This is a genomic window from Paenibacillus sp. FSL K6-2524 (genome assembly GCF_038005525.1).
GTDB lineage: Bacteria > Bacillota > Bacilli > Paenibacillales > Paenibacillaceae > Fontibacillus > Fontibacillus anaericanus.
Window position 1 is genome coordinate 936,646 of sequence record NZ_JBBOSP010000001.1, and the last position, 20,579, is coordinate 957,224.

At 42.2% G+C, this 20,579-nt stretch carries 18 protein-coding genes; 8 read left to right on the forward strand and 10 right to left on the reverse strand.

Going from position 1 to position 20,579, the window contains the following annotated elements; all coding sequences use genetic code 11:
* Nucleotides 1-47: 47 nt before the first annotated feature.
* From NST85_RS04035 to NST85_RS04055, 5 genes are all read right to left on the reverse strand, one after another.
* A complete protein-coding gene (locus tag NST85_RS04035; RefSeq protein ID WP_341188601.1) occupies nucleotides 48-746 on the reverse strand; it encodes an MgtC/SapB family protein in 699 nt (232 codons plus the stop codon).
* Between the two features lie 55 nt (nucleotides 747-801).
* Complete coding sequence (locus NST85_RS04040; protein WP_127194307.1) at nucleotides 802-1,593, reverse strand: histidinol-phosphatase HisJ family protein; 792 nt, start codon at nucleotides 1,591-1,593, stop codon at nucleotides 802-804.
* A gap of 45 nt (nucleotides 1,594-1,638) precedes the next feature.
* Entirely contained in the window at nucleotides 1,639-2,493 is an 855-nt protein-coding gene (locus tag NST85_RS04045) for a carbohydrate ABC transporter permease (RefSeq protein WP_127194306.1), read from the reverse strand.
* Nucleotides 2,494-2,507: 14 nt separating this feature from the next.
* On the reverse strand, nucleotides 2,508-3,410 hold the full coding sequence (locus NST85_RS04050; protein WP_246054393.1) for a carbohydrate ABC transporter permease: 903 nt from the start codon (nucleotides 3,408-3,410) through the stop codon (nucleotides 2,508-2,510).
* Nucleotides 3,411-3,484: 74 nt separating this feature from the next.
* Entirely contained in the window at nucleotides 3,485-4,864 is a 1,380-nt protein-coding gene (locus NST85_RS04055) for an ABC transporter substrate-binding protein (protein WP_127194305.1), read from the reverse strand.
* Nucleotides 4,865-5,100: 236 nt separating this feature from the next.
* Here NST85_RS04055 and NST85_RS04060 point away from each other — a divergent pair, with 236 nt between their 5' ends.
* On the forward strand, nucleotides 5,101-5,940 hold the full coding sequence (locus tag NST85_RS04060; protein WP_127194304.1) for an AraC family transcriptional regulator: 840 nt from the start codon (nucleotides 5,101-5,103) through the stop codon (nucleotides 5,938-5,940).
* 217 nt (nucleotides 5,941-6,157) lie between these two features.
* A complete protein-coding gene (locus NST85_RS04065) occupies nucleotides 6,158-7,480 on the forward strand; it encodes an IS4 family transposase (protein ID WP_341188262.1) in 1,323 nt (440 codons plus the stop codon).
* Between the two features lie 223 nt (nucleotides 7,481-7,703).
* On the opposite strand, the gene NST85_RS04070 is transcribed toward NST85_RS04065, so the two are convergent.
* Nucleotides 7,704-9,437 carry a SulP family inorganic anion transporter gene (locus NST85_RS04070; protein ID WP_341188602.1) on the reverse strand — a complete coding sequence of 578 codons (1,734 nt, stop codon included), beginning with the start codon at nucleotides 9,435-9,437 and terminating at the stop codon, nucleotides 7,704-7,706.
* Between the two features lie 89 nt (nucleotides 9,438-9,526).
* A complete protein-coding gene (locus NST85_RS04075; RefSeq protein WP_127194302.1) occupies nucleotides 9,527-9,856 on the reverse strand; it encodes an ArsR/SmtB family transcription factor in 330 nt (109 codons plus the stop codon).
* A 241-nt stretch (nucleotides 9,857-10,097) separates the two neighbouring features.
* Here NST85_RS04075 and deoD point away from each other — a divergent pair, with 241 nt between their 5' ends.
* Nucleotides 10,098-10,805 (forward strand): purine-nucleoside phosphorylase, encoded by a 708-nt coding sequence (deoD, locus tag NST85_RS04080; RefSeq protein WP_127194301.1) that lies wholly within the window; start codon nucleotides 10,098-10,100, stop codon nucleotides 10,803-10,805.
* 147 nt (nucleotides 10,806-10,952) lie between these two features.
* A protein-coding gene (locus NST85_RS04085) for an IS3 family transposase (protein ID WP_127195319.1) occupies nucleotides 10,953-12,097 on the forward strand; the annotation gives its coding sequence in 2 pieces (ribosomal slippage) (nucleotides 10,953-11,247 and nucleotides 11,247-12,097; 1,146 coding nt in all).
* A gap of 85 nt (nucleotides 12,098-12,182) precedes the next feature.
* Here NST85_RS04085 and NST85_RS04090 read toward each other — a convergent pair.
* On the reverse strand, nucleotides 12,183-13,346 hold the full coding sequence (locus tag NST85_RS04090; RefSeq protein ID WP_341188603.1) for an MFS transporter: 1,164 nt from the start codon (nucleotides 13,344-13,346) through the stop codon (nucleotides 12,183-12,185).
* A gap of 206 nt (nucleotides 13,347-13,552) precedes the next feature.
* On the opposite strand from NST85_RS04090, the gene NST85_RS04095 reads away from it, so the two are divergent.
* Both NST85_RS04095 and NST85_RS04100 read left to right on the forward strand, forming a co-directional pair.
* On the forward strand, nucleotides 13,553-14,497 hold the full coding sequence (locus tag NST85_RS04095) for a DMT family transporter (protein ID WP_341188604.1): 945 nt from the start codon (nucleotides 13,553-13,555) through the stop codon (nucleotides 14,495-14,497).
* A gap of 78 nt (nucleotides 14,498-14,575) precedes the next feature.
* Entirely contained in the window at nucleotides 14,576-14,914 is a 339-nt protein-coding gene (locus tag NST85_RS04100; protein ID WP_341188605.1) for an antibiotic biosynthesis monooxygenase, read from the forward strand.
* Nucleotides 14,915-14,970: 56 nt separating this feature from the next.
* On the opposite strand, the gene NST85_RS04105 is transcribed toward NST85_RS04100, so the two are convergent.
* Nucleotides 14,971-16,200 (reverse strand): aminopeptidase, encoded by a 1,230-nt coding sequence (locus NST85_RS04105; RefSeq protein WP_341191066.1) that lies wholly within the window; start codon nucleotides 16,198-16,200, stop codon nucleotides 14,971-14,973.
* 256 nt (nucleotides 16,201-16,456) lie between these two features.
* Between NST85_RS04105 and NST85_RS04110 the strand changes: the two genes are divergently transcribed.
* Both NST85_RS04110 and NST85_RS04115 read left to right on the forward strand, forming a co-directional pair.
* On the forward strand, nucleotides 16,457-17,896 hold the full coding sequence (locus NST85_RS04110; protein WP_127194315.1) for a DHA2 family efflux MFS transporter permease subunit: 1,440 nt from the start codon (nucleotides 16,457-16,459) through the stop codon (nucleotides 17,894-17,896).
* 173 nt (nucleotides 17,897-18,069) lie between these two features.
* Nucleotides 18,070-18,747: a class I SAM-dependent methyltransferase gene (locus tag NST85_RS04115; protein WP_341188606.1), complete on the forward strand. Its 678-nt coding sequence runs from the start codon at nucleotides 18,070-18,072 to the stop codon at nucleotides 18,745-18,747.
* A gap of 24 nt (nucleotides 18,748-18,771) precedes the next feature.
* Here the strand turns inward: NST85_RS04115 and abc-f are convergent, their stop codons facing one another.
* Nucleotides 18,772-20,517, reverse strand: coding sequence for a ribosomal protection-like ABC-F family protein (gene abc-f / locus NST85_RS04120; RefSeq protein WP_341188607.1), 1,746 nt, complete (start codon nucleotides 20,515-20,517; stop codon nucleotides 18,772-18,774).
* Nucleotides 20,518-20,579: the final 62 nt, after the last annotated feature.

Genomic DNA, 20,579 nt, shown 5'->3' on the forward strand with positions numbered 1-20,579 from the left:
AATGGCCGGATAATCTCGCAGGTGGAGATTTCCGGCTATTCAACTTATTATTCGACGGAAATGGCGTGAATGCCACCGATCTTTCTCATCTCTGAGATCATTATGTCAGGTTCCATCGATCTTGGAACAATGATTTGAACTTGGACTTCTATTTGATCTGCTTCACCTATGGGAAGCCTTTTCTCTAATAAAGTCATTTTTTGAGTCTTGATCGCGAAGTCGTTTAACCGATTACAGACACTATCAAGTATATCTTCAGTAGCGGTAGCTTGGATAGTAAGGGTCCGGATTTGTTTGCTTTGTAGGAAACGGCGTTCTACTTTGTTGAACATCCACAATATAATCAGCACCAGACAAGTAACGGTTATCGCAGCAAAATAAAATCCAGCGCCAATGGCAAGTCCCATAGCAGCAACAACCCAAAGAGAAGCTGCTGTGGTTAGGCCTGTGATAGATTTGCCTGTAAACAGGATCGTTCCTGCTCCAAGAAAACCGATCCCAGTAATCACAGCGGTCGCAAGCCGAGCAGGGTCAAGCCGTACGTTCGTTTCACCAATAAAATCAGAGAAACCATAGATGGATAACATCATGATCAAGCTAGAACCGAGACATACGAGAATATGAGTTCTAAAACCTGCAGGGTGGTTATTGTGTTCACGTTCGAATCCTATAAGTCCACCCATCAGGACAGATAATAACAGGCGAACCAAGATGACACTATTACTAATGAACCAGGGGTTGCTCATGATGGATACTCCTTCTCTCAAAACCTATAGAAAATTAATCCTTCTCACACATAGATTAGAGAGAAATCATAGTTCTTTGTCTTTGATTAAATATGGCCCATTCGCGGTAGCCGACTTCAAGTAAATGTTTTCTTACTTCCTCGAAATGGTCTCCAACACGTTCAGGTTCATGGGCATCGGATCCAAAGGTCACTTTTACACCGTAATGTAATGCTCTTTCCAAAAGTACTCCATTAGGAACCCAATGCTCATCAGAAGAATTAATCTCGATGACGATATCATTCTCAGCTATGGTTTGAAGCGTCTCATCTGCGATTTCTGTTTGATACGTTTTGTAATCGGGCATATAGCGGTCCAAGGCATCCACATGTCCTAAGATGTCATATAATCCTGATTTTGCGGACTGAGCAACATGATAGTAATAACTGTTCTTTAAGTCGAGTTTACCTTGGTTGGTTAATTGATCCCAATGTTCGGAATCATAGAGGCCAATCCCAGCGAATTCATGCACTGAGCCAATAACATAATCGAACGGATAACTGGCAAGGATTTTGCGATATAACCCTAAGCAATCAAGAATAAAGTCAGCTTCTACACCAAGAAGCACGTCGATTTTTCCGGCAAATTCTTGCTTTAGTTGAAGCACTTCATTTACATAATTGGGAAACTCGCTTTTGGCCATACACCCACCTGGTGAAGGATGATCTTCTTGTTCTGCGAATAATGGTAAGTGATCTGCAAGACCAATGATTTGTAAATTGTTCTCGATAGCGGCTGTAACATATTCCCGTAAAGTTCCTGTAGCATGACCACAACGTTCGTGGTGAGTATGGAAATCAAATCTCATAATAAAAATCCTCCGTATCCATATTTAAATTTGTTTTTTGATTCACTATCCTTTGGAGCCGGAAGTGACGATGCCTTGAATAAAATATTTCTGAGCCATGAAGAAAAGAATTAATAACGGGAGAACAGCTACTACGGATGCAGCCATTAATAATTGCCATGGTGTTGCTCCATAGGCCGCTGTGAAATTAGCTAACCCAAGGGATAGTGGATATTTACTCCCGTTGTTTAAATAGATGAGTGGTCCGAACAAATCGTTCCATCTCGACATCATTTCCAACACCGCAGCGGTAGCTAGAGCGGGAAGCGATAGCGGAAGCATGATCCGGTAGTACATGACAAACCGGTTTCCACCATCAATTTTTACTGCCTCGTCTAGTTCTCTGGATATTCCCATATAAAATTGACGCAATAGAAAAATGGTAAATGCACTGGCCGTAAAAGCAGGGACAACGAGTGGTAAGTAGGAATCAGTCCAATTCAACTCGTTAAATATTAGGTATTGCGGAATAAGTGTAACTTGGCTTGGAATCATCATGGTGCTGAGGACTAGTGCAAATAAGATAGTACCACCACGCGCACGCAACCGCGCAAACGCGAACGCAGCGAGGGAAGAAGTCAGTACGGTTCCAAACACCGTCACACATGTGTACCAGGTTGAATTCCACAAGTAGTTGCCCATAGGAGCATCGATAAAAATTTGTTTGTAGTTGCTCCATTGAATTTTAGCTGGAATCCAGGTCATCGGAATTTTATGGATTTCTCCTAATGATTTAAGGGAGGTTAGAATCATCCATAATAACGGAAATGAGAACAATAGGACGCCCCCATATAACAGTAGATAAACAGCAACTTTCGAAACAGGACGCAACTCGTTATATGCGTATGTTTTTCGTTTCATGAGTAATGCGCCTCCTATTTCTTAGCTTCATATTCATAATGGACATGTCGTTTCGAACCACGTAGTGTGATTAAGGTGAGGGCAAATATGATTGCAAACAAGATCCATGCTTGAGCGGATGCGTACCCCATACGGAATTGCTTGAAGGCAGTATCGAACAAGTAATATACATAGAAGTAGGAGTTCCAATCGGGCCCGCCCTTGGTAATGACGTATGATTGAGTGAATACCTGTAACGATCCAATGATGCTGATTATGGTGTTAAACAAAATAACGGGAGAGAGTAAGGGCAACGTAATTTTTGCAAACATTCTGAGCTTACTAGCCCCGTCGATTGATGCTGCTTCGAACAAGTCAGCAGGTAACGATTGTAGCGCGGCAAGAAAGATAACCATTGTTCCTCCAGAAGCGGTAAGCTGCATAAGAACCATAGATGGAACTACTGTTGCCGAGCTGGTAAACCAGCCGGGTCCCTCAATGCCAAACCAATCATAGAGTAAGGAATTCACGACCCCAAACTGTGGATTGAGAAGCCAAGACCATAGGAAGGAGACGGCAACTCCGGATATAATACTTGGGGCGTAGTATAGTGTTCTTAGCAGTGCCTGGCCCCGAACTTTTTGATTAAGCATTACGGCGATGACCAGAGAAGTAACAATTGTAAATGGAACCGCTAGTAAACTGTAATATACAGTTACAAATAAAGATTTATAGAATAGTCTGTCTTGGAACAACACGCGGAAGTTATCAAGACCCACAAATTTTGGCGAAGATATGACATTATATTCTGTGAAGCAGAGAAGAAGGGATATCAACATCGGGCCACCTGTGAAGAGTATGAAGCCAATGAACCAGGGAGCAATAAACAACCAAAAAGATCGTTCTTCCCGTTTCACTTCCTTTGACAGTTTTACCACTACTACACCTCCGTTACTTAAGGACCCGTGATGAGGTGGGTCCTCAAGTTAAATTGTTCGCGAGTTATTTGCTGCTAGTCTAATTTAAGTGAACGGAGATTTTGGTCCAGTTCCTTGAGTCCGTTATCGATACTCTTCTTGCCATTCCATACGGTAGACATCGTTTGTTTCATCGTTTCAAAAATAGTGTTAAATTTCACGATGAGATGGTTCTCCGCTTCACGGCCGTATTTGATTGAACCTTCGTGAACTTGTTTGAAGTCAGCTGGTTCCATTCCGATTTGTTTGCCCATTTGTTCGTACCATAGTTCAAACAGACTGGAGTCAGCTGGAGTTCTGCCTACTTCGTTCATATAACGGTAAGCTCCTCCGCCTTCTTTGGGATCTGCGAGATGTCTGACAAATTCCCAAGCTTCATCTGGATGTTTACTGGATTCCGAGATACTCCACGGATCCACGTAAAGTGTTACTTTTCGTCCTTCATGATAAGGAACCGCGGCTACGCCCCAATTGAATTCGGCGCTTTTGTAGGAGCCGAGTCCCCATCCGCCAGTAATATACATAGCTACTTTTCCTGTTAGGAATGGATCACCAAGTTGTGCAGAAGCATCTACCGTTTGTTGATCCGGAGCCACTTTGTATTTATTGATTAAGTCGACATTAAATTGCAATGCCTCAATATTGTTTGGATTAAACAGGTCTGGCTCACCCATTAAAGCGGTTTCATAAGCTTCCGGTTTGAAGAAATCTCCTCCAAATGACCATGCCATGGCGTTAGGGCTGAGCGCACTGGAGAATCCGAATACTTGCTTGCGAACGTTCCCGACATCATGGGTTAATTTTCCGGCAACCTCTAGCATTTTATCGTAGTTCCAGGAGGTGTCGTCCCAATCTGTCGTTGGATAAGGAAGGTTAGCTTGGTCGAATAAATCTTTGTTGTAGTATAAATAGGTGGCATTACTTACAAGGGGAATACCGTAATTTCTGCCATCGATTTTGTAAATGTCGAGAAGGTTAGGGTCCATGGTATCGAGTTCCTGCGCACCTTTTTCTATATATGGCGTCAGATCTTTAAGAGCTCCCATCTTCATATAGGTAGCAAAACCACTGTCTGCTTGATTGGGGTTCCATACATCAGGGGTTTTGCCGCTGGAGATCATAGTCGTCAACTTCTGGTCGAATTGATCGTAAGGAATATTCTCCAGACGGACCGTAATGTTGGGATGTGTCTCTTCGAAAGTAGAAACCATTGCATCCTGCCAGGCCTTTTTATCTGGATCTGCAGCCATAGCCCATACAATTTCTACCTTTTGGTTGCTTTCTACCGAATTATTGTTGGAGTTGCCAGAAGTCTCCGACCCTGGCTTGTCCGAGCAAGCACTTAATAAAGCTGATGTTGCTAAGATAAGAATCAGACCCACCATAGTATTCTTTTTTATGAATGATTTTTTCATTGTGCCTCACCTCGTAGTTTACTTTTTTGTTGGCAATTCAAGCACAAGCAATGATAACTTTACTTTATTATTTCTCGTATCTTGACAGATCACCGCCCCTTCTATCCTTTGTCTTGAAACAAACTATAACGTATGATAATATCATTTTCATCACATATCTTACTTGGTTTTCGTTTTTTCTACATATATTATCTTACAAATTTTAAATATTTAATAGGAGTGAGGGAGTGAGTATAATGGAATCTGATTTTTATGAAGCCGCCTTATTTCACATTGACCGGGAGAAGAAACTATACTCAAGCATGCCCTCACGTCATTATCATAATGGTTATGAAATATTCTATTTGGTTTCGGGGGATATTTGCTATTTTATCGATGATAAAGCCTATCAAGTGGTTGGTGGTGTACTTGTAATCATTAATATGAACGTGATCCATAAGCTTGTTAATTCAAGTGGGGAATCTTTCGAGCGTATTACGTTGGAGTTTAAGAAGGAATTTATGGGGGGGATTTTTCCCGATAATCAATTTATCGATGTATTGTCCAGCTTTGCCAAGGGGTTGCCATTGATCAATCTATCGGGACAGGAACAAGGTTTTATTGAGAAACGATTTGACAAGATGATTCATGAATATACTCAGAAACCTCCTGGATATGAATTTTATCTGAAAATGCTGTTATTCGAGCTCCTGCTATTTATTTATCGTAAGATGGATTCCATTCCCGATCCTCCTTTGAGCGAAGTTAACCTAGTGCACAAAAAAATATTTGAAATCGTAGATTATCTCAATCGTCATTACGATGAGCAGCACACGATACAACAAATTTCACAAAAGTTTTATATCAGTCCTTCGTATTTCTGTAAAACCTTCAAAGAGAATACGGGATTCACATTCACTGAGTATCTCAACAATGTCCGAATTAAAGAGGCATGTACGCTTTTGACTCACAGGAGTGATAAAGTAGCTGTGATTGCGGAAAGAGTAGGGTTTGAGAGTTTGACTCACTTTGGGCGTATCTTTAAGGAAATCACGGGGATGGCTCCGTTAAAATATCGTAAAAATTATAAGGTTTAGAAAGACAGTAACGGCATTTATATAAGTGTGGTAGACGATAAAGGGAACCCTGAAGGGCAATGTCATTAAGTTAAAGCATAGGTCCAAAAATTAAGAAAAGAGCAGGTTATCGAAAAGATAGCCTGCTCTTTTTTTTGCGCGAAACTGAGAAATAGAACTTGACAAGTAGATTGAAATGTGTGGCGTAGCCCCTTGAAAAAACGAGGAGGTTACGCCAATGAATGAGTATGCGAATTCACTAAAAGAAACGCTGACATCCCTTCTACGAGAAATGTCAGCCGCACCAGCACCTTATGTCAAAAACCCTGAAAAAGACTTTACCCGAAAGAAAAAGCTACCCTTTGAAACGGTTATGCAACTCTTGATCTCCATGGGTGGGAACAGCATGTATAAGGAACTCTTAGAATCGCAAGGCTATGACGTAAACACCGCGACCACTTCTGCTTTTGTCCAGCAGAGAAATAAAATCCTGCCTTCAGCTCTGGAATTCTTGTTTCACAAATTTACGCAAACCTATACGGATATCAAGCACTACCGAGGGTATCGATTACTTGCTGTTGACGGTTCCGATTTGCATATCGCAACAGACTCTGCGGATACGGACACCTATTTTCAAAGTCAGCCGAACACGAAAGGCTATAACCTTCTGCATTTGAATGCAGCCTATGATTTGTGCAGCAGACTTTACGTGGATGCCATTGTTCAGCCACGAAGGTTGTGTAACGAGAGAAGAGCACTAGCAGATATGGTTGACCGTTCCTCCATTAAAGACAAAACCATTGTTACTGCCGATAGAGGTTATGAAAGTTACAACAATTTTGCGCATATTGAACGCAAAGGGTGGAACTATGTTATTCGGGTAAAGGATTTAGATTCTAATGGTATTCTTTCAGGCTTGCGTTTGCCCTCTGGTGGAACGTTTGATATGGACGTTTATCTGACACTCACCAAAAAACAAACCAAAGAGATCAAGGCTCATCCCGAAATTTACAAGTTCGTCCCTTCCACGTCTACTTTTGATTTTTTGGATTTGCATGAGAACTTGTTTTATCCCATTTTTTTTCGGGTTGTTCGTTTCGTCCTGCCGAGTGGCGCTTATGAAACCGTCATTACGAATCTTTCTAGCACTGATTTCCCACCCGATGAACTCAGGTCTATTTATAACATGCGATGGGGTATAGAAACCTCTTTCAGGGCATTAAAATACACAGTCGGTCTGACGAGTTTTCACGCAAAGAAGCGAGAGTCCATCACCCAAGAGATTTTCGCAAGAATGATCATGTACAATTTCACTGAAATGATTACCTCGCACGTAGTCATTTCTCAAATGAATAAACGGCATCAATACCAAGTCAACTTCACGGTCGCCGTTCACGTTTGTAGACATTTCCTGCACTCAAGAGACAATGGATCCCCGCCCGATGTTGAAGGACTGATTCGCAAAAACATTTTGCCGATTCGACCCATTCGCCCAGGGCAGAAGAATACGCGCAAAATTCGCTATAAATCAGCTGTTAGCTTCGTTTACAGAGTAGCATAATTCGTTTCACATGAACATTTTTTAAGCGGGTATTTCATCCGCTTTGTTTGCTGTACGCTTTTTTTCTTGCTTGCGCAAAAAAAAACGGCACAGTTCTTTTACCCATGCCGTTTCGGATTTCATTTTTATTCTCGGTTTCGTTTTGAGCTTATCTTAATGACATTGCCCCTGAAGGGTTCCCTTTATTATTAGTAATCCGATATCCTACATGCAATCAACAGGACTAGGAAATATTTTGATGAAGGGGAGCTTTTCTACTTAACTCCGTGCATTCTCGAAATGCAAAATGTTTACACCCACTGCATTTATCAACCTGAATCAGGTTAATTGCAGCGTTTAATGCATCTCCCGTTTGTTCGAAGATACGATTTTCACCGATGATGTCGAGGGTTCCTGTCTTACTCAGAAGTGCACGTGGCTGCGGTTGAATTCCCGATACAATCACGGTTACTGCTTTGTGGTGTAGACGCTTGATGAGTCTAGTGAAATTGGCTTCGCCCGTCGTATCCATGAATGGAACCTTGCCTATACGAAGCATGACGACCTTCTGATGTCTCCCCGTTAACTGGAGTCCGGAGTCTTCGAAAGCTTGGGAAGCGCCGAAGAACAAGGGGCCCTCAACGTTGAATATACCAATTTGTGGACAATCGTGATCTTCTGTTACCATATGTGCTTTGATTTTCTCATTAGCAGAGGAAGGGTCGGGTAGCACTTTGTCTACCGTTAACGTTTCACTCATTCGTTTGACAAATAGAAGCACAGCCAGGATTAAACCAACCTCTACCGCGGTAGTCAAAGTGGTGAATACGGTCAGTAAAAAGGTAACAACAAGAATGATAGAATCCCCACTACGTGTCTTTAACATATGAGCAAAGGACTTGCGCTCACTCATATTCCAAGCTACGAGCATAAGGATCGGAGCCATGCTGGCTAAGGGAATTCTTGAAGCGTAGGGAGCAAATAATACTACGACGAATAACACAATAATGCCATGGATGATTCCGGAAAAGGGTGAAGTAGCTCCACTCTTAATATTAGTTGCCGTCCGTGCAATGGCGCCAGTGGCTGGAATTCCTCCGAAAAGGGGAGTGACGATGTTAGCAATTCCTTGCCCAATCAATTCACGATTACTGTTATGGCGTGTCCCGGTCATTCCATCTGCCACAACAGCTGAGAGTAGTGATTCAATACCACCGAGCATAGCGATAATGAGGGCGGGTTGAATCATCAGGACAATGCGATCCCATGTCAGTGAAATGGGGTGAAAGCCCGGTAGACCACCGGGGATAGCTCCATAGGCACTGCCGATCGTTGTGACTTGGCCAGGGAATAACCAAGCGGCAGATAGCGTGGAGACAATGATGCCTATTAATGAAGCAGGCACCTTGGGTAGGTATTTAGGCGTTAGTACAAGCGCAGCCATACAGATGCAGGCAGTCAAGATGCTATATATATTCAGAGTAGGAAGGCGCTTGATAATCTCTGCCATGTTGGGTAAGAAGTATTCGTGTCGCCCTACTCCTGTAAGCCCGAGAAAATTGGATATCTGACCGCTAAAGATGGTTACGGCAATCCCTGCAGTAAATCCAATCGTTACAGGACGTGGAATGAACTTAATTAATGCACCAAGTCGAAATACACCCATCAGAACGAGGATGATGCCTGCAAGAAAACCGGCGATTAATAAATTTTCATAGCCGTATTGCAGTACGATTGCCAGTAAAATAGGGATAAATGCCCCGGTAGGCCCGCCAATTTGGAACCTTGATCCTCCGAAGAGCGATATAAGAATTCCTGCGATAATGGTGGTGTATAGTCCGTATTCAGGCTTCACTCCTGAGGCAATGGAGAAAGCCATTCCTAGCGGAATAGCAACGATCCCGACAATACAGCCAGATATCAAATCCTTGCGAAACGCATCTGCAGAATAACCACTAAATCGTCCTGTCCACTTCATTTTCTGTAACCCTTCTTTTCTAAGTTTTCTTTTTTCATTTTGGAACATAAAAAAGAGTCCCCGCTGCCAGCGGAGAAACATTGGGTACCCTAGTTCTGTTTACGCATATCTTCAAGGAGTGTAATGGACTCCACTAGATGGTTATCAAATATTTGCCGAGCTACCACGAGTAGATCACTAATCAGTGGATCTCTGAGTGAATAGACGACCGTAGTGCCTTCCTTGACGCTGTTGACCAAATTTTTAGCGCGAAGAACAGCAAGCTGCTGAGAAACTGCTGAACCTTCTGAACCAAGGATAGTCTGAAGCTCATTCACATTTTGCTCTTTCTGACTTAGCACCTCTAAAATGCGAATACGCATGGGGTGAGCCAGCGCTTTGAAAAACTCAGCCTTAAACTGTTGAACGCTTCGATCCATTTCATATATCTCCTTATCAATCATGCTATATTCATATATATGAAACTTTGAATATTTGAACAAATATTATATTAACACAACTCCGATCTCATTGTAAGTGAGAAATGTAATACGAGGAATAGATCCCTGTCACTATTTTGGCGATTTCTTTGTATTTACGGTATGATATAGGGAGAAGCTAAGGGTGTTACATGTTGTAACTTTATGCTTCTTTTAATAGTTTGAAGGAGGAAATTTATCGATGAGTATTCATATTGCAGCCAAACCAGGGGATATTGCGGAAACGATATTGCTACCAGGTGATCCACTTCGTGCCAAGTATATTGCTGAAACCTATTTTGAGGATGTAGTTTGTTACAATGAGGTTCGCGGTATGCTCGGTTTCACCGGAAATTATAAAGGCAAGAGAATATCTGTTCAAGGATCAGGAATGGGAATTCCATCCTTTAGTATTTATGCCAATGAACTGATCACACAATATAATGTACATAATTTGTTCCGTGTGGGTACATGCGGTGCAATGCAGGCAGATGTGCGTATTCGAGAAGTTATACTGGCGCAAGCTACTTGTACCGATTCCTCAATGAATCGCCATATATTCGGAGGTTTTGACTATTCTCCGATCGCTAGTTTCCCATTGCTGCTCTCAGCTTATGAACTTGCAGCTTCACGTGGGCTTAACCCTCATGTTGGGAACGTGTTTAGTTCGGACATGTTCTACCGTGATGATAAAACCTATGTTCAAAAGCTGATGGATTACGGGATCCTAGGTGTTGAAATGGAGACAGCAGCACTGTACACGCTAGCTGCAAGACACAAAGTAAATGCATTGTCTATCCTTACCGTTAGCGATCACCTGATCACTGGTGAAGAGACAACGTCAGAGGAACGTCAGACATCATTCAACGATATGATCCAAGTTGCTTTGGACACAGCAGCAGCACTTTAAGTGCAAATGTAACGTTTAATTGTAATAACAAGAAGACCGCTTACGAGGGTTAGGGACTGACCCCTTAACGTGAGACAAATTAAAACACCTTCAAGAGAATTCAACCATGTCGTAAGATATGGAGACAAACTTGGAGGTGTTTTTGCGTTGGCAACAAGAGTTAGCTACCCTGTAGAAGTAAAAATGAAAGCAATTGAAATGAGATTGGCTTGCATTCCGGTAAAAGAAGTTATGGAACAACTCAACATACGAAATAAGACACAAGTGAAAACTTGGATGCGGTGGTATCGCAGTGGTGAATGGAATCGGCTAGAGCAACCCGTGGGCAAACAATACAGCTACGGCAAAGGACCCGAGTATGCATCAGAACTGGAGAAACTAAAAGCTGAGAATCGGTTTTTGAAACAACAATTAGATGTACTAAAAAAGTACAAGGAGATGCAAAGGAGGTGTCACCAAAGATTGTAGTGGAATGGATCGAGTCTATCCGAGGAGAAGTGAGCGTTACCCAAGCTTGTGAATGGTTAGGGCTCCCTCGTACAACGTACTACCGTTGGAAATCAGCGTATGACACCGAGTGCAAAGATCACGTGGTAGAGAAGGTCCGGGAACTCTGTATGCAACATAAATTTCGCTATGGATACCGAAAAGTAACCGCGTTGCTTCGACTGGAACAAACAATCAATCATAAACGTGTACAACGGATTATGCAGCATGAAGGGTTGCAGTGTCGAGTTAGGATAAAGAAACGTAAACCAACGGGACAGCCCGCGTATCTAGCAGAACATCTGTTAAAGCGTGAATTTCAAGCCCATTTACCGATGAAAAAACTTGTCACGGACATTACATATTTACCCTTCGGCGGAAAAACATTGTACCTGTCGAGTATCTTAGACTTGTTTAACGGTGAGATTGTGGCTTACAGTATAGCCGACAAGCAAAACATCGCGTTTGTATTGGATACGTTAAACCAACTGCCTCCTCTACCAGGTACGATGCTCCATAGCGATCAAGGTAGCGTTTATACATCGGAGGCTTATCAGGCGGCCGTAAAAGGAAAAGGCATTACCATGAGCATGTCCCGTAAAGGAACGCCCGCTGATAATGCCACCATCGAATCGTTTCATTCCACGCTAAAGTCTGAAACGTTTTACCTCGAAGGGCTCACTTGTACAACGACGGCAATCGTTGAACAAACCGTTCGAGACTACATTATTTACTATAACTCAGTTCGTATTCAAACAAAACTAAAAAACCAGTCACCGATTGATTTTCGGCGACTGGCAGTTTAAACTTGCAAGGTGTTTTGATCCCTGTCTCACAAACGGGGGTCAGTCCCGTTATCCCAGTGAGCGGTCTTTTTGTTGCGGCAATAGCTTATCCTGGGTCTACTTCTTCATGCGAACGGCTTCCATATTTTCGTGTGAGTACCAATCCGAACAACATACCGATAAATGACATGACGGAAATGATTAGGAACAGTGCTTGCGCGCCCAAAGTTTGATAAATAGCTCCACCAGCATAGGAAGCTATAATTCCCGATACCCCGAAGAAGAGAAGGGCCAGAACGGTTTGTCCTGTCGCACGCCATTCCTCTGGAACTATACGGTACAAATATTGAATTGCTGCGGAGTAGAAGATCGGAAACGTAAGTAACTGTAGAACTTGTAAATATGCCAGTAGGTAGGGATCCGTAATCCACACTGAGATGAAAAATCGCAAGAAATAAAAAGCAGCAGCTATGGAGATGATGATCAGTTCTTTACCTTTTCGTAACCACCAAAAGCTTAAAGCGAATACCGCAATCTCACTGATTGCTGCGATAAACCAGGCTTGCCCGACTAACTCAGTACTACCACCTAGTTCCAAAATGTAAACACCGAGGAACGTATCGTTCATTCGTGCAGGAACAGAACATATGAAGACAAGGATAAGGAACAATAACGTTTCCTTGTTACTTAGAAAATTTTTCAACGATTTTACTGTAACAGGCTTTCCAGTAACAGGAGCATCAGGAATGCCTAAGATCACGATAAAGCTTACTAGAGCGACCCCAGTAAAGAGATAAGCTAAACTATTTGCACCCAGATAAGACATGATGTAGCCTGAGCACAAAGCCATGACTCCATAGCCCAATGCGCCGTAGGTCCGGATCGATCCGTAACTAATTCCGGCAGATTCAGACAATCTAAAGTTTAAACTTTCGGTCAGAGGATCAATCGGCATTAGGAAGAAATATACCAGCATAGCAAATATGATGAGCTCAATATAACTATCAGATGCAAACAACATATATCCCAATGCACTGGAGCACAACAGTAGTAGCATTAGTACTTTGCGTACTGTCCTAGTTCGATCACTAATCATGCCCCATAAAGGCTGAGCAATTATCGTAATGATGCCTCCGCTACCAATGATAAATCCAATTTGGGCAGGAGTTAATCCTTGCTTATCCAAGAACACGGGCAGAAACGGAATGAACATAGCGAGTAGAGCAAAATATAAGAAATTAAACGATCGTAGTAGTCTGATTGATTTCATAAGGTTATATCCGATCTCTTGTTTATTTGACTAGGCGTTCAGCGATAGTCAGTCAAAATATTGTACCATGGTGAGCAGATTTGAAAAAGCTTATAAGGACGTATTGAGAGAAAAGCACCTGGCATGGAGAATTTTATATAATTGGAACTAAAATTTAGCTATAATGTGAGTTGGCATTTAACTAGACCTTTCAAGGAGCATACTCAATGAACCAGAATACTCAGTCAGCAAGATCATTTCAAATCTTTTATATTATTGGTATTATCGCTATTTCTTTTTCTTCTATCTTCGTACGCTGGTCAAGCGCTGAGGTGTCGGTCATTGCGATGTATCGCCTTTATTTGACGAATTTACTCATGTTGCCTTTATTGTGGAAATACCGTGATGATATACTCCGGTTAAGTAAGAAGCAATGGCAGCTCTTAATATTATCAGGTATTATGCTAGGTCTTCATTTTCTGTTGTGGATGGGATCTCTACGCTTAACGTCAGTTGCCAGCTCAACTGTTATATTAACACTGGAACCCATTATCGTGATGTTTGGTTCCTTCTTCTTGTTTGGTGCCCGGATTAACCGAGCCATGATCATAGGGATGAGTATAGCATTGGTCGGTTCGATCGCCATTGGATCGGGTGATTTTAAATTGTCCGGCGAGGCACTCAGAGGTGATCTGCTGTCTCTACTCGGAACGATTGCCATCGCCGCCCATTTACTTGTAGGAAAGTATGCACTGAAAGAGATGAAAGTATTTGTATACAACTTTTGGGTTTTTGCGATCGCAGCTACATTATTAGCTATGTACAATATCTTTTACAGCATCCCGTTTACCGGATACGCTCCAAAAGAATGGGGCATTTTCTTGCTGCTCGCCATCGTTCCTACGTTATTCGGACATTATTTATTCAATTGGCTGATGACATTTATTAGCGCCGCTGCCGTGTCGATGGCCGTATTGGGGGAGCCTGTATTTGCTTCACTGCTGGCTTGGTTATTACTTGGAGAGATGCTTACCCCGCTTCAACTTGGAGCAGGCATGCTTATTTTACTAGGCGTGTGGATATTTATCAAATATGGTAAAGAGATGCCTAGCCAAGTAGAAGTAGAGGCAAAATTGGAAGTTGAAAGTAGCGAATCTGCCAGCTTTCTTTGACAATGATAATCACTATCAATTAATATGGGCATATACTTCATTTATTCTGAGATGATTATTTCGTAGGAGGCGATGTACTTGTTCATTCAAACGAGAACGATAGCGGTCGAGAAGGGAAATAGTGATAAAGTGGTTTCCAGATTTAGTGGAGAGAGTCCACTTGATAACATGGAGGGCCTTATTGATATCAGTATCATGGTGAATAGAAAGAGTAAAGAACATGAAGAGGTCATTGTCGTTATTCGCTGGGAATCCCAGGATGCTTGGAAGAACTGGGAGAAGAGCAATGCACATATACAAGGGCATCGTGATAAGAAAAGCCAGCAACCGCCTTCTTATATCATTAGTACAGTGGTTAATATGTACGATGCGAAGATTGTTAAACGGGGCAAAGCCTTTCCTACATTAAATCTATAAGATGATAAAGGGAACTGTCCGGATAAGTAGTTATCCAGGCAGCTCCCTTTTTAGTTTTAAGCCCAGCTCCCTTTACGAAATACCGGTTCCATTGTTCCGTCGGCCAGTTCACCATCAATTTCTAGCTCAGCAGAGCCGATCATGAAATCGACATGCGTCAGGCTGACGTTGGCTCCTCTTGCGAGTAGCTCTTGTTTGCTTAGTTTGGTTCCGCCCTCAATGTTGACAGGGTAAGAACTACCAAGCGCAAAATGGCAGGACGCATTCTCATCAACACCCGTATTGTAGAATACCCGGTTCATGCGAGAAATGGGGGAATCATAAGGCACAAGTGCCATTTCACCAAGATAAGATGCACCTTCATCGGTATCGAGCAATGAAGTCAAATGCTCTCGGCCAGATTCAGCATCATATTCGATTACTTTACCATCCTTGAAAGTTAACTTAATGCCTTCGACGAGTCGTCCGTTCAAATTAAGTGGTAACGTACTTGTCACGGTGCCGTTCACACCTGTACGGTGAGGCATGGTATAAATCTCTTCGGTAGGCATATTAGCCACGAAATAAACGCCATCTTCCTTCTCATCGCCGCCACCGAGCCACAAATATCCTTCTGGCATCTCAACATGCAGATCCGTTCCAGGTGCACGATAATGTAGGCTCTTGTAACGTTTCGTGTTCATGTAATGCTGTCTTTTCTTCAGTTCACCAATATGCTCACGCCAAGCCGCTACTGGATCGTCATCGCCCACACGGTTCATGAGGAATACAGCATCCCACATTGCCGCAACTCGATCTTCTTCTGGTAAGTCAGCGAATACTTTATTGGCCCAAGCCTGAGTTGGAGCTTTAATTAATGACCAACTCACTTTATTACTGCGTACATAACCTTGATATTTCTCCCGTGCGATCGCTGCTGCCTTGACAGCCGTGGATACCTTGGATGAATCGATGCCGCGGAATAGTTCAGGATCAGGAACCTTAATATGTAAAATGGCTCCGCCACCCTCGGCGAGTTGCTCCATCATGTCGGCCTGCCATTTCGGATAGTAGCTGAAAGAATCATCAGACGCCTTCTCATACCGGATGCGTGTAACCTGTTCATCTTCCCATTCCACTTGAACATATTTGGCCCCAGCTTCATAGGCTTTAGACACCACTAAGCGTGTAAAGTCGACAGTCTCCAAAGGGGATTGAACGATCAGGACTTGCCCTGGCTGAATATTAACGCCTACTTTGATGACAAGCTCTGCATACTTCTCTAACATAAGCTGAAAATTTTTCATCATACATTCCTCCATGAAGATAAAAATATACCAAAAAAACAAATGCTGCAACTTCATACGCTACACGCACCGAAATAATTTTTCGGATAAGTGAACAGAAAATATGGCGAAAAGATAACCATTATCAGGAGTGAAGACTTATCAGAAAGATTAAAAATAATTAAAAATTAATTTATTGTTGGCACAATATCTTGATTTATGTTTTTATTATATAGACAGATATAGATATTAGGAGGATGGAAAGTTGGAAGCAACTATGCAAGGAACATCTGAGATCAACAATAAGCAACTTAAAGTATTGCCTATTTTGATTTCATTATTACTGAGTGGATTTATCGGTATGTTTAGTGAAACTGCGTTAAATGTCGCTTTAAGTGACTTAATGCAAATCCTCAGTATTACGCCGGCAACGGCACAATGGTTAACTACAGGTTACCTACTAACGTTAGGTATTCTTGTTCCGGTCTCAGGTCTTTTACTTCAGTGGTTTACAACTAGACAGTTGTTTATTACATCACTTTGCTTCTCCATTTTAGGTACAATATTGGCCGCCCTAGCTCCATCTTTTGAGGTCTTGCTGCTGGCAAGAGTGGTTCAAGCGATTGGAACTGGCTTATTATTGCCACTTATGTTCAATACCATATTGGTAATCTTCCCAGCGGAAAAACGTGGTGCTGCAATGGGAATGATTGGTCTAGTTATTATGGTTGCACCAGCGATCGGGCCAACTGTTGCAGGACTTTTGATTGAGAATCTTAGCTGGCACTGGATCTTCTGGTTGGCTTTACCTGTCCTTATTATTGCACTTATTTGTGGCATTCTATTTATGCAGAATGTAACGAAGATTACGAAGCCCAAAATTGATGCCCTATCAATCGTGTTGTCTTCTATTGGATTCGGTGGTATTGTCTTCGGTTTCAGTAGTGCAGGGGAAAGTGAAGGATGGGGTAGTCAGAAAGTTATCATTGCAATCATTGTAGGAGCTGTTTCGCTAATTCTATTTGGGATTCGCCAAATGATGATGAAGCAGCCAATGATTAATCTACGTGCATTCAGATTCCCGATGTTCTCTGTCGGGGTGCTTATGGTGTTTCTTTGTATGATGATTATTCTATCGTCTATGTTGATTCTTCCTATGTATTTGATTACAGGGCTAGGGTATACAGCGTTCAAAGCGGGACTGCTCTTACTACCAGGTGGTATTATTAATGGGATTATGTCACCGATCATGGGACGTTTGTTCGATAAATATGGACCAAAGTGGCTGGCTATCCCAGGTCTAATCATTGTTACTGTCGCGATGTGGTTCTTCTCCAGTATTTCAGTAACCTCAACCAACGCATTCATAATTGTACTGCATAGTACACTGATGATAGGGGTTTCTATGATTTTCATGCCATCGCAAACCAACGGGATTAATCAGCTTCCTCGTGAATTATATCCTGATGGTACGGCCATTATGAACACATTACAACAAGTGGCTGGTGCAATTGGCACGGCGCTTGCCGTTAGTGTTATGGCAGCAGGTCAGAAGAGCTATCTGCGTGGTGTTACGAACCCAGAAGATCCAGCAAATCTACTTCCGGCATTCACACATGGGGTGCAAGGCGCATTTATCTTCGGAATGTGTGTCGCTATTGTGGGTCTGATCTGTTCTTTCTTTATTAAACGAGTTAAGGTGGAACACCAGAAATAATGATGATGTGAAGAAACAAAAGGAGTGGTGCATACCTAAGCGTATGTGCCACTCCTTTTTTGTGCTTGTATAGGTAAATCCTATTGAGATCATACGTTTTGTATATTTCTGTTTATTCTATAACAACAGTAATATAGGGAATAACTCTATTTTCAAAGAATGGTGGAGATGAGATGAGCGACTTATTAAAGAGACAGTTTGATGCTGTAGCACAAAATTATGACCTTCAGCGTCGGCAGCTAATACCGTGTTTCGATGATTTCTACAGCATGGCGGTATCTGTAGTCAACACAGAGCAGCAGGCCCCGCGAATATTAGACTTAGGGGCGGGAACAGGACTTTTCTCATCGTATGTGCGTCAGAAATACCCGGAAGCGTCGTTAACCTTAATAGATCTGAGTGAAGAGATGTTGAAAGGGGCTCGTCACAGATTCAGAGATGATTCTCACGTTCAGTATATTACAGCAGACTTTGCGACTTATAATTTTGAGGGGCAGAAGTATGACGTTGTCATTTCTTCGTTAGCTATACATCACTTATCCCATCAGGATAAAAGAACACTGTTTCTCAATGTATCTAATCTCCTAACGGAGGGCGGGATCTTCGTTAATGCGGATCAGGCCTCCGGTTCCTCACCTTATTTCGATCTTTATTATAAGGAGCAATGGGAGGATACCATTCGCCGGAATGGCCTAACTACTGAAGTCGTAGAATCCGCAATAGAACGAAGAAAGCTAGACCGAAATGCATCTGTAAACGATCAACTCCAATGGTTGCTTGAGGCTGGGTTTACCGAGTCAGATTGTATCTACAAATATCATGATTTTGCCCTATTTTATGCACGAAAATAAGTACGGCAACACAACCTAAACCATTTACCGCTCTAACAACTGCTGTTTTTGCTTAATCAGTTGCTTAAACTCTTGATCCAAGGATTCGTACGAGGAATCTCCTGGCTTGAATTTACTTATCTCACCAAGTAAGTAGGCGATTCGATTTTCAATAATCATTCGTTGTTCATTTAACTCTTCCTTGTTGTCTTTGACTGCCGTTTTCTTCTGATCTGCTTGTGCCTTATATTCCTCAAAGCCAACCTCAACCTTTTGTATCTTCCCATTCGAAAATACGAGCATTTTGTCACAGGTTTGCTCAAGAAAGTATCTGTCATGGGATACAAGGAGCAGGGTGCCGCTGTAAGAAGACAAGGTCTTCTCTAATTGTTCCCTAGTGGCAAGATCAAGATGATTCGTCGGCTCATCGAGAATGAGCAAATCTTGCTCTTGCATAATTAATTGAGCCAGCTTAACCCGTGTCCGTTCGCCGAGACTTAACTGCTTAATCGGTTTCTTCAACATAACTTCATTAAATCCCATACCTGCGAGCAATGTACGGGCTTTGCTAGACTGATCACGAAGGGGATGCGACTCCTCAATAAGATTTAGTACCGAACGCTCGGGGTTCAAATCCGTAACGTCCTGAGTTAAGTAGGAAATATTAGCGGTTGGACTAACCCACAGCTTTCCCGAATCGACGGACTCCTTACCAAGGATCATTTGAATTAGTGTCGTTTTACCGGAACCGTTGGGTCCAAGTAGCCCGATTTTCTCCCCACGTTGGATGTAAAAGGAACTGTCACGAAACAGAATTCTATCAGCGTAGGCTTTACTAATCAGCCCTGCCTCAATAATACGTCTACCACGCTTCACTGGTTTATCCCAGTCAAAGGATACTTTGGTTTCTTCTTTCGGTTTTTTAACACCTTCGATTTCAATTTTCTCCAGACGTTTGATTCGCGACTTGACCTGGTTATCCATTTTCTTCGCTTTGACTCTATAGTACTCTTTAAATCCAACGTGTTTATCTGCCTTTTTGGTCGATTCACGATGGGCTTTGGATGACCAGTTTTTAAGTCGCTCGATCTCCGTTTCAATCTTTTGTTCGTACTTTCTTTGTTCTTCATATTGGTGAATTTGGCTTTGAAGTCTTCGATTTTTCTCTTCGCGATAAAATGTATAATTACCGGGATAGTTTGTCGAGACCCCTTCTTCAATTTCAAGGATTCGCTCTACAGATTGATCTAGGAAATAACGATCATGGGAAATGATCAACGTTGTACCGTTATAAGTTTTTAGTTCGTTAATCAGCCATTCGACGCCCTCAAAATCCAAATGATTTGTAGGTTCATCTAGTATGAGGAAGTCAGGCTGAGAGGCCCAAATATGGGCGATGGCAAGCTTCGTTTTCTCCCCACCACTTAATCCGCTTAAACGTTCTGAATTCCACTCATGGACCTTTTTTAATCCGAGATGGCTAGTTAGTTCAAGAAATTCGCTCCCCGCGCTGAATTCATCGTTGTCACTAATCATATTGTAAAATGTATTGACCGTATAAGAAGTGGATTGCAACAGATAACCCACCTTCATCTGCTGACGGTGATAGGTAACGCTACCTTCATCTGGTTGGATGCTACCAAATAAGATGTTAGCCAGTGTTGTTTTTCCAGCGCCATTTATACCTACCAAACCTATTCGATCACCACTTGCGATATCAAGATGAATATTCTTAAGAGCGATCATTTCGCCAAATGTTTTTTTAACACCGCGACAGTTTATTATTGTCATAAAAATCACCACTTTGCGTTTAGTTTACAATCTGCAATGAGGGACTTGTAACTCGTAGACAA

Excerpts from the sequence above, each read along its gene's own strand:
- NST85_RS04035 (WP_341188601.1), bottom strand. The coding sequence starts at position 746 with ATGAGCAACCCCTGGTTCATTAGTAATAGTGTCATCTTGGTTCGCCTG.
- NST85_RS04040 (WP_127194307.1), bottom strand. The coding sequence starts at position 1,593 with ATGAGATTTGATTTCCATACTCACCACGAACGTTGTGGTCATGCTACA.
- NST85_RS04045 (WP_127194306.1), bottom strand. The coding sequence starts at position 2,493 with ATGAAACGAAAAACATACGCATATAACGAGTTGCGTCCTGTTTCGAAA.
- NST85_RS04055 (WP_127194305.1), bottom strand. The coding sequence starts at position 4,864 with ATGAAAAAATCATTCATAAAAAAGAATACTATGGTGGGTCTGATTCTT.
- NST85_RS04060 (WP_127194304.1), top strand. The coding sequence starts at position 5,101 with ATGGAATCTGATTTTTATGAAGCCGCCTTATTTCACATTGACCGGGAG.
- NST85_RS04065 (WP_341188262.1), top strand. The coding sequence starts at position 6,158 with ATGAATGAGTATGCGAATTCACTAAAAGAAACGCTGACATCCCTTCTA.
- NST85_RS04070 (WP_341188602.1), bottom strand. The coding sequence starts at position 9,437 with ATGAAGTGGACAGGACGATTTAGTGGTTATTCTGCAGATGCGTTTCGC.
- NST85_RS04075 (WP_127194302.1), bottom strand. The coding sequence starts at position 9,856 with ATGGATCGAAGCGTTCAACAGTTTAAGGCTGAGTTTTTCAAAGCGCTG.
- deoD (WP_127194301.1), top strand. The coding sequence starts at position 10,098 with ATGAGTATTCATATTGCAGCCAAACCAGGGGATATTGCGGAAACGATA.
- NST85_RS04090 (WP_341188603.1), bottom strand. The coding sequence starts at position 13,346 with ATGAAATCAATCAGACTACTACGATCGTTTAATTTCTTATATTTTGCT.
- NST85_RS04095 (WP_341188604.1), top strand. The coding sequence starts at position 13,553 with ATGAACCAGAATACTCAGTCAGCAAGATCATTTCAAATCTTTTATATT.
- NST85_RS04105 (WP_341191066.1), bottom strand. The coding sequence starts at position 16,200 with ATGAAAAATTTTCAGCTTATGTTAGAGAAGTATGCAGAGCTTGTCATC.
- NST85_RS04110 (WP_127194315.1), top strand. The coding sequence starts at position 16,457 with ATGCAAGGAACATCTGAGATCAACAATAAGCAACTTAAAGTATTGCCT.
- NST85_RS04115 (WP_341188606.1), top strand. The coding sequence starts at position 18,070 with ATGAGCGACTTATTAAAGAGACAGTTTGATGCTGTAGCACAAAATTAT.
- abc-f (WP_341188607.1), bottom strand. The coding sequence starts at position 20,517 with ATGACAATAATAAACTGTCGCGGTGTTAAAAAAACATTTGGCGAAATG.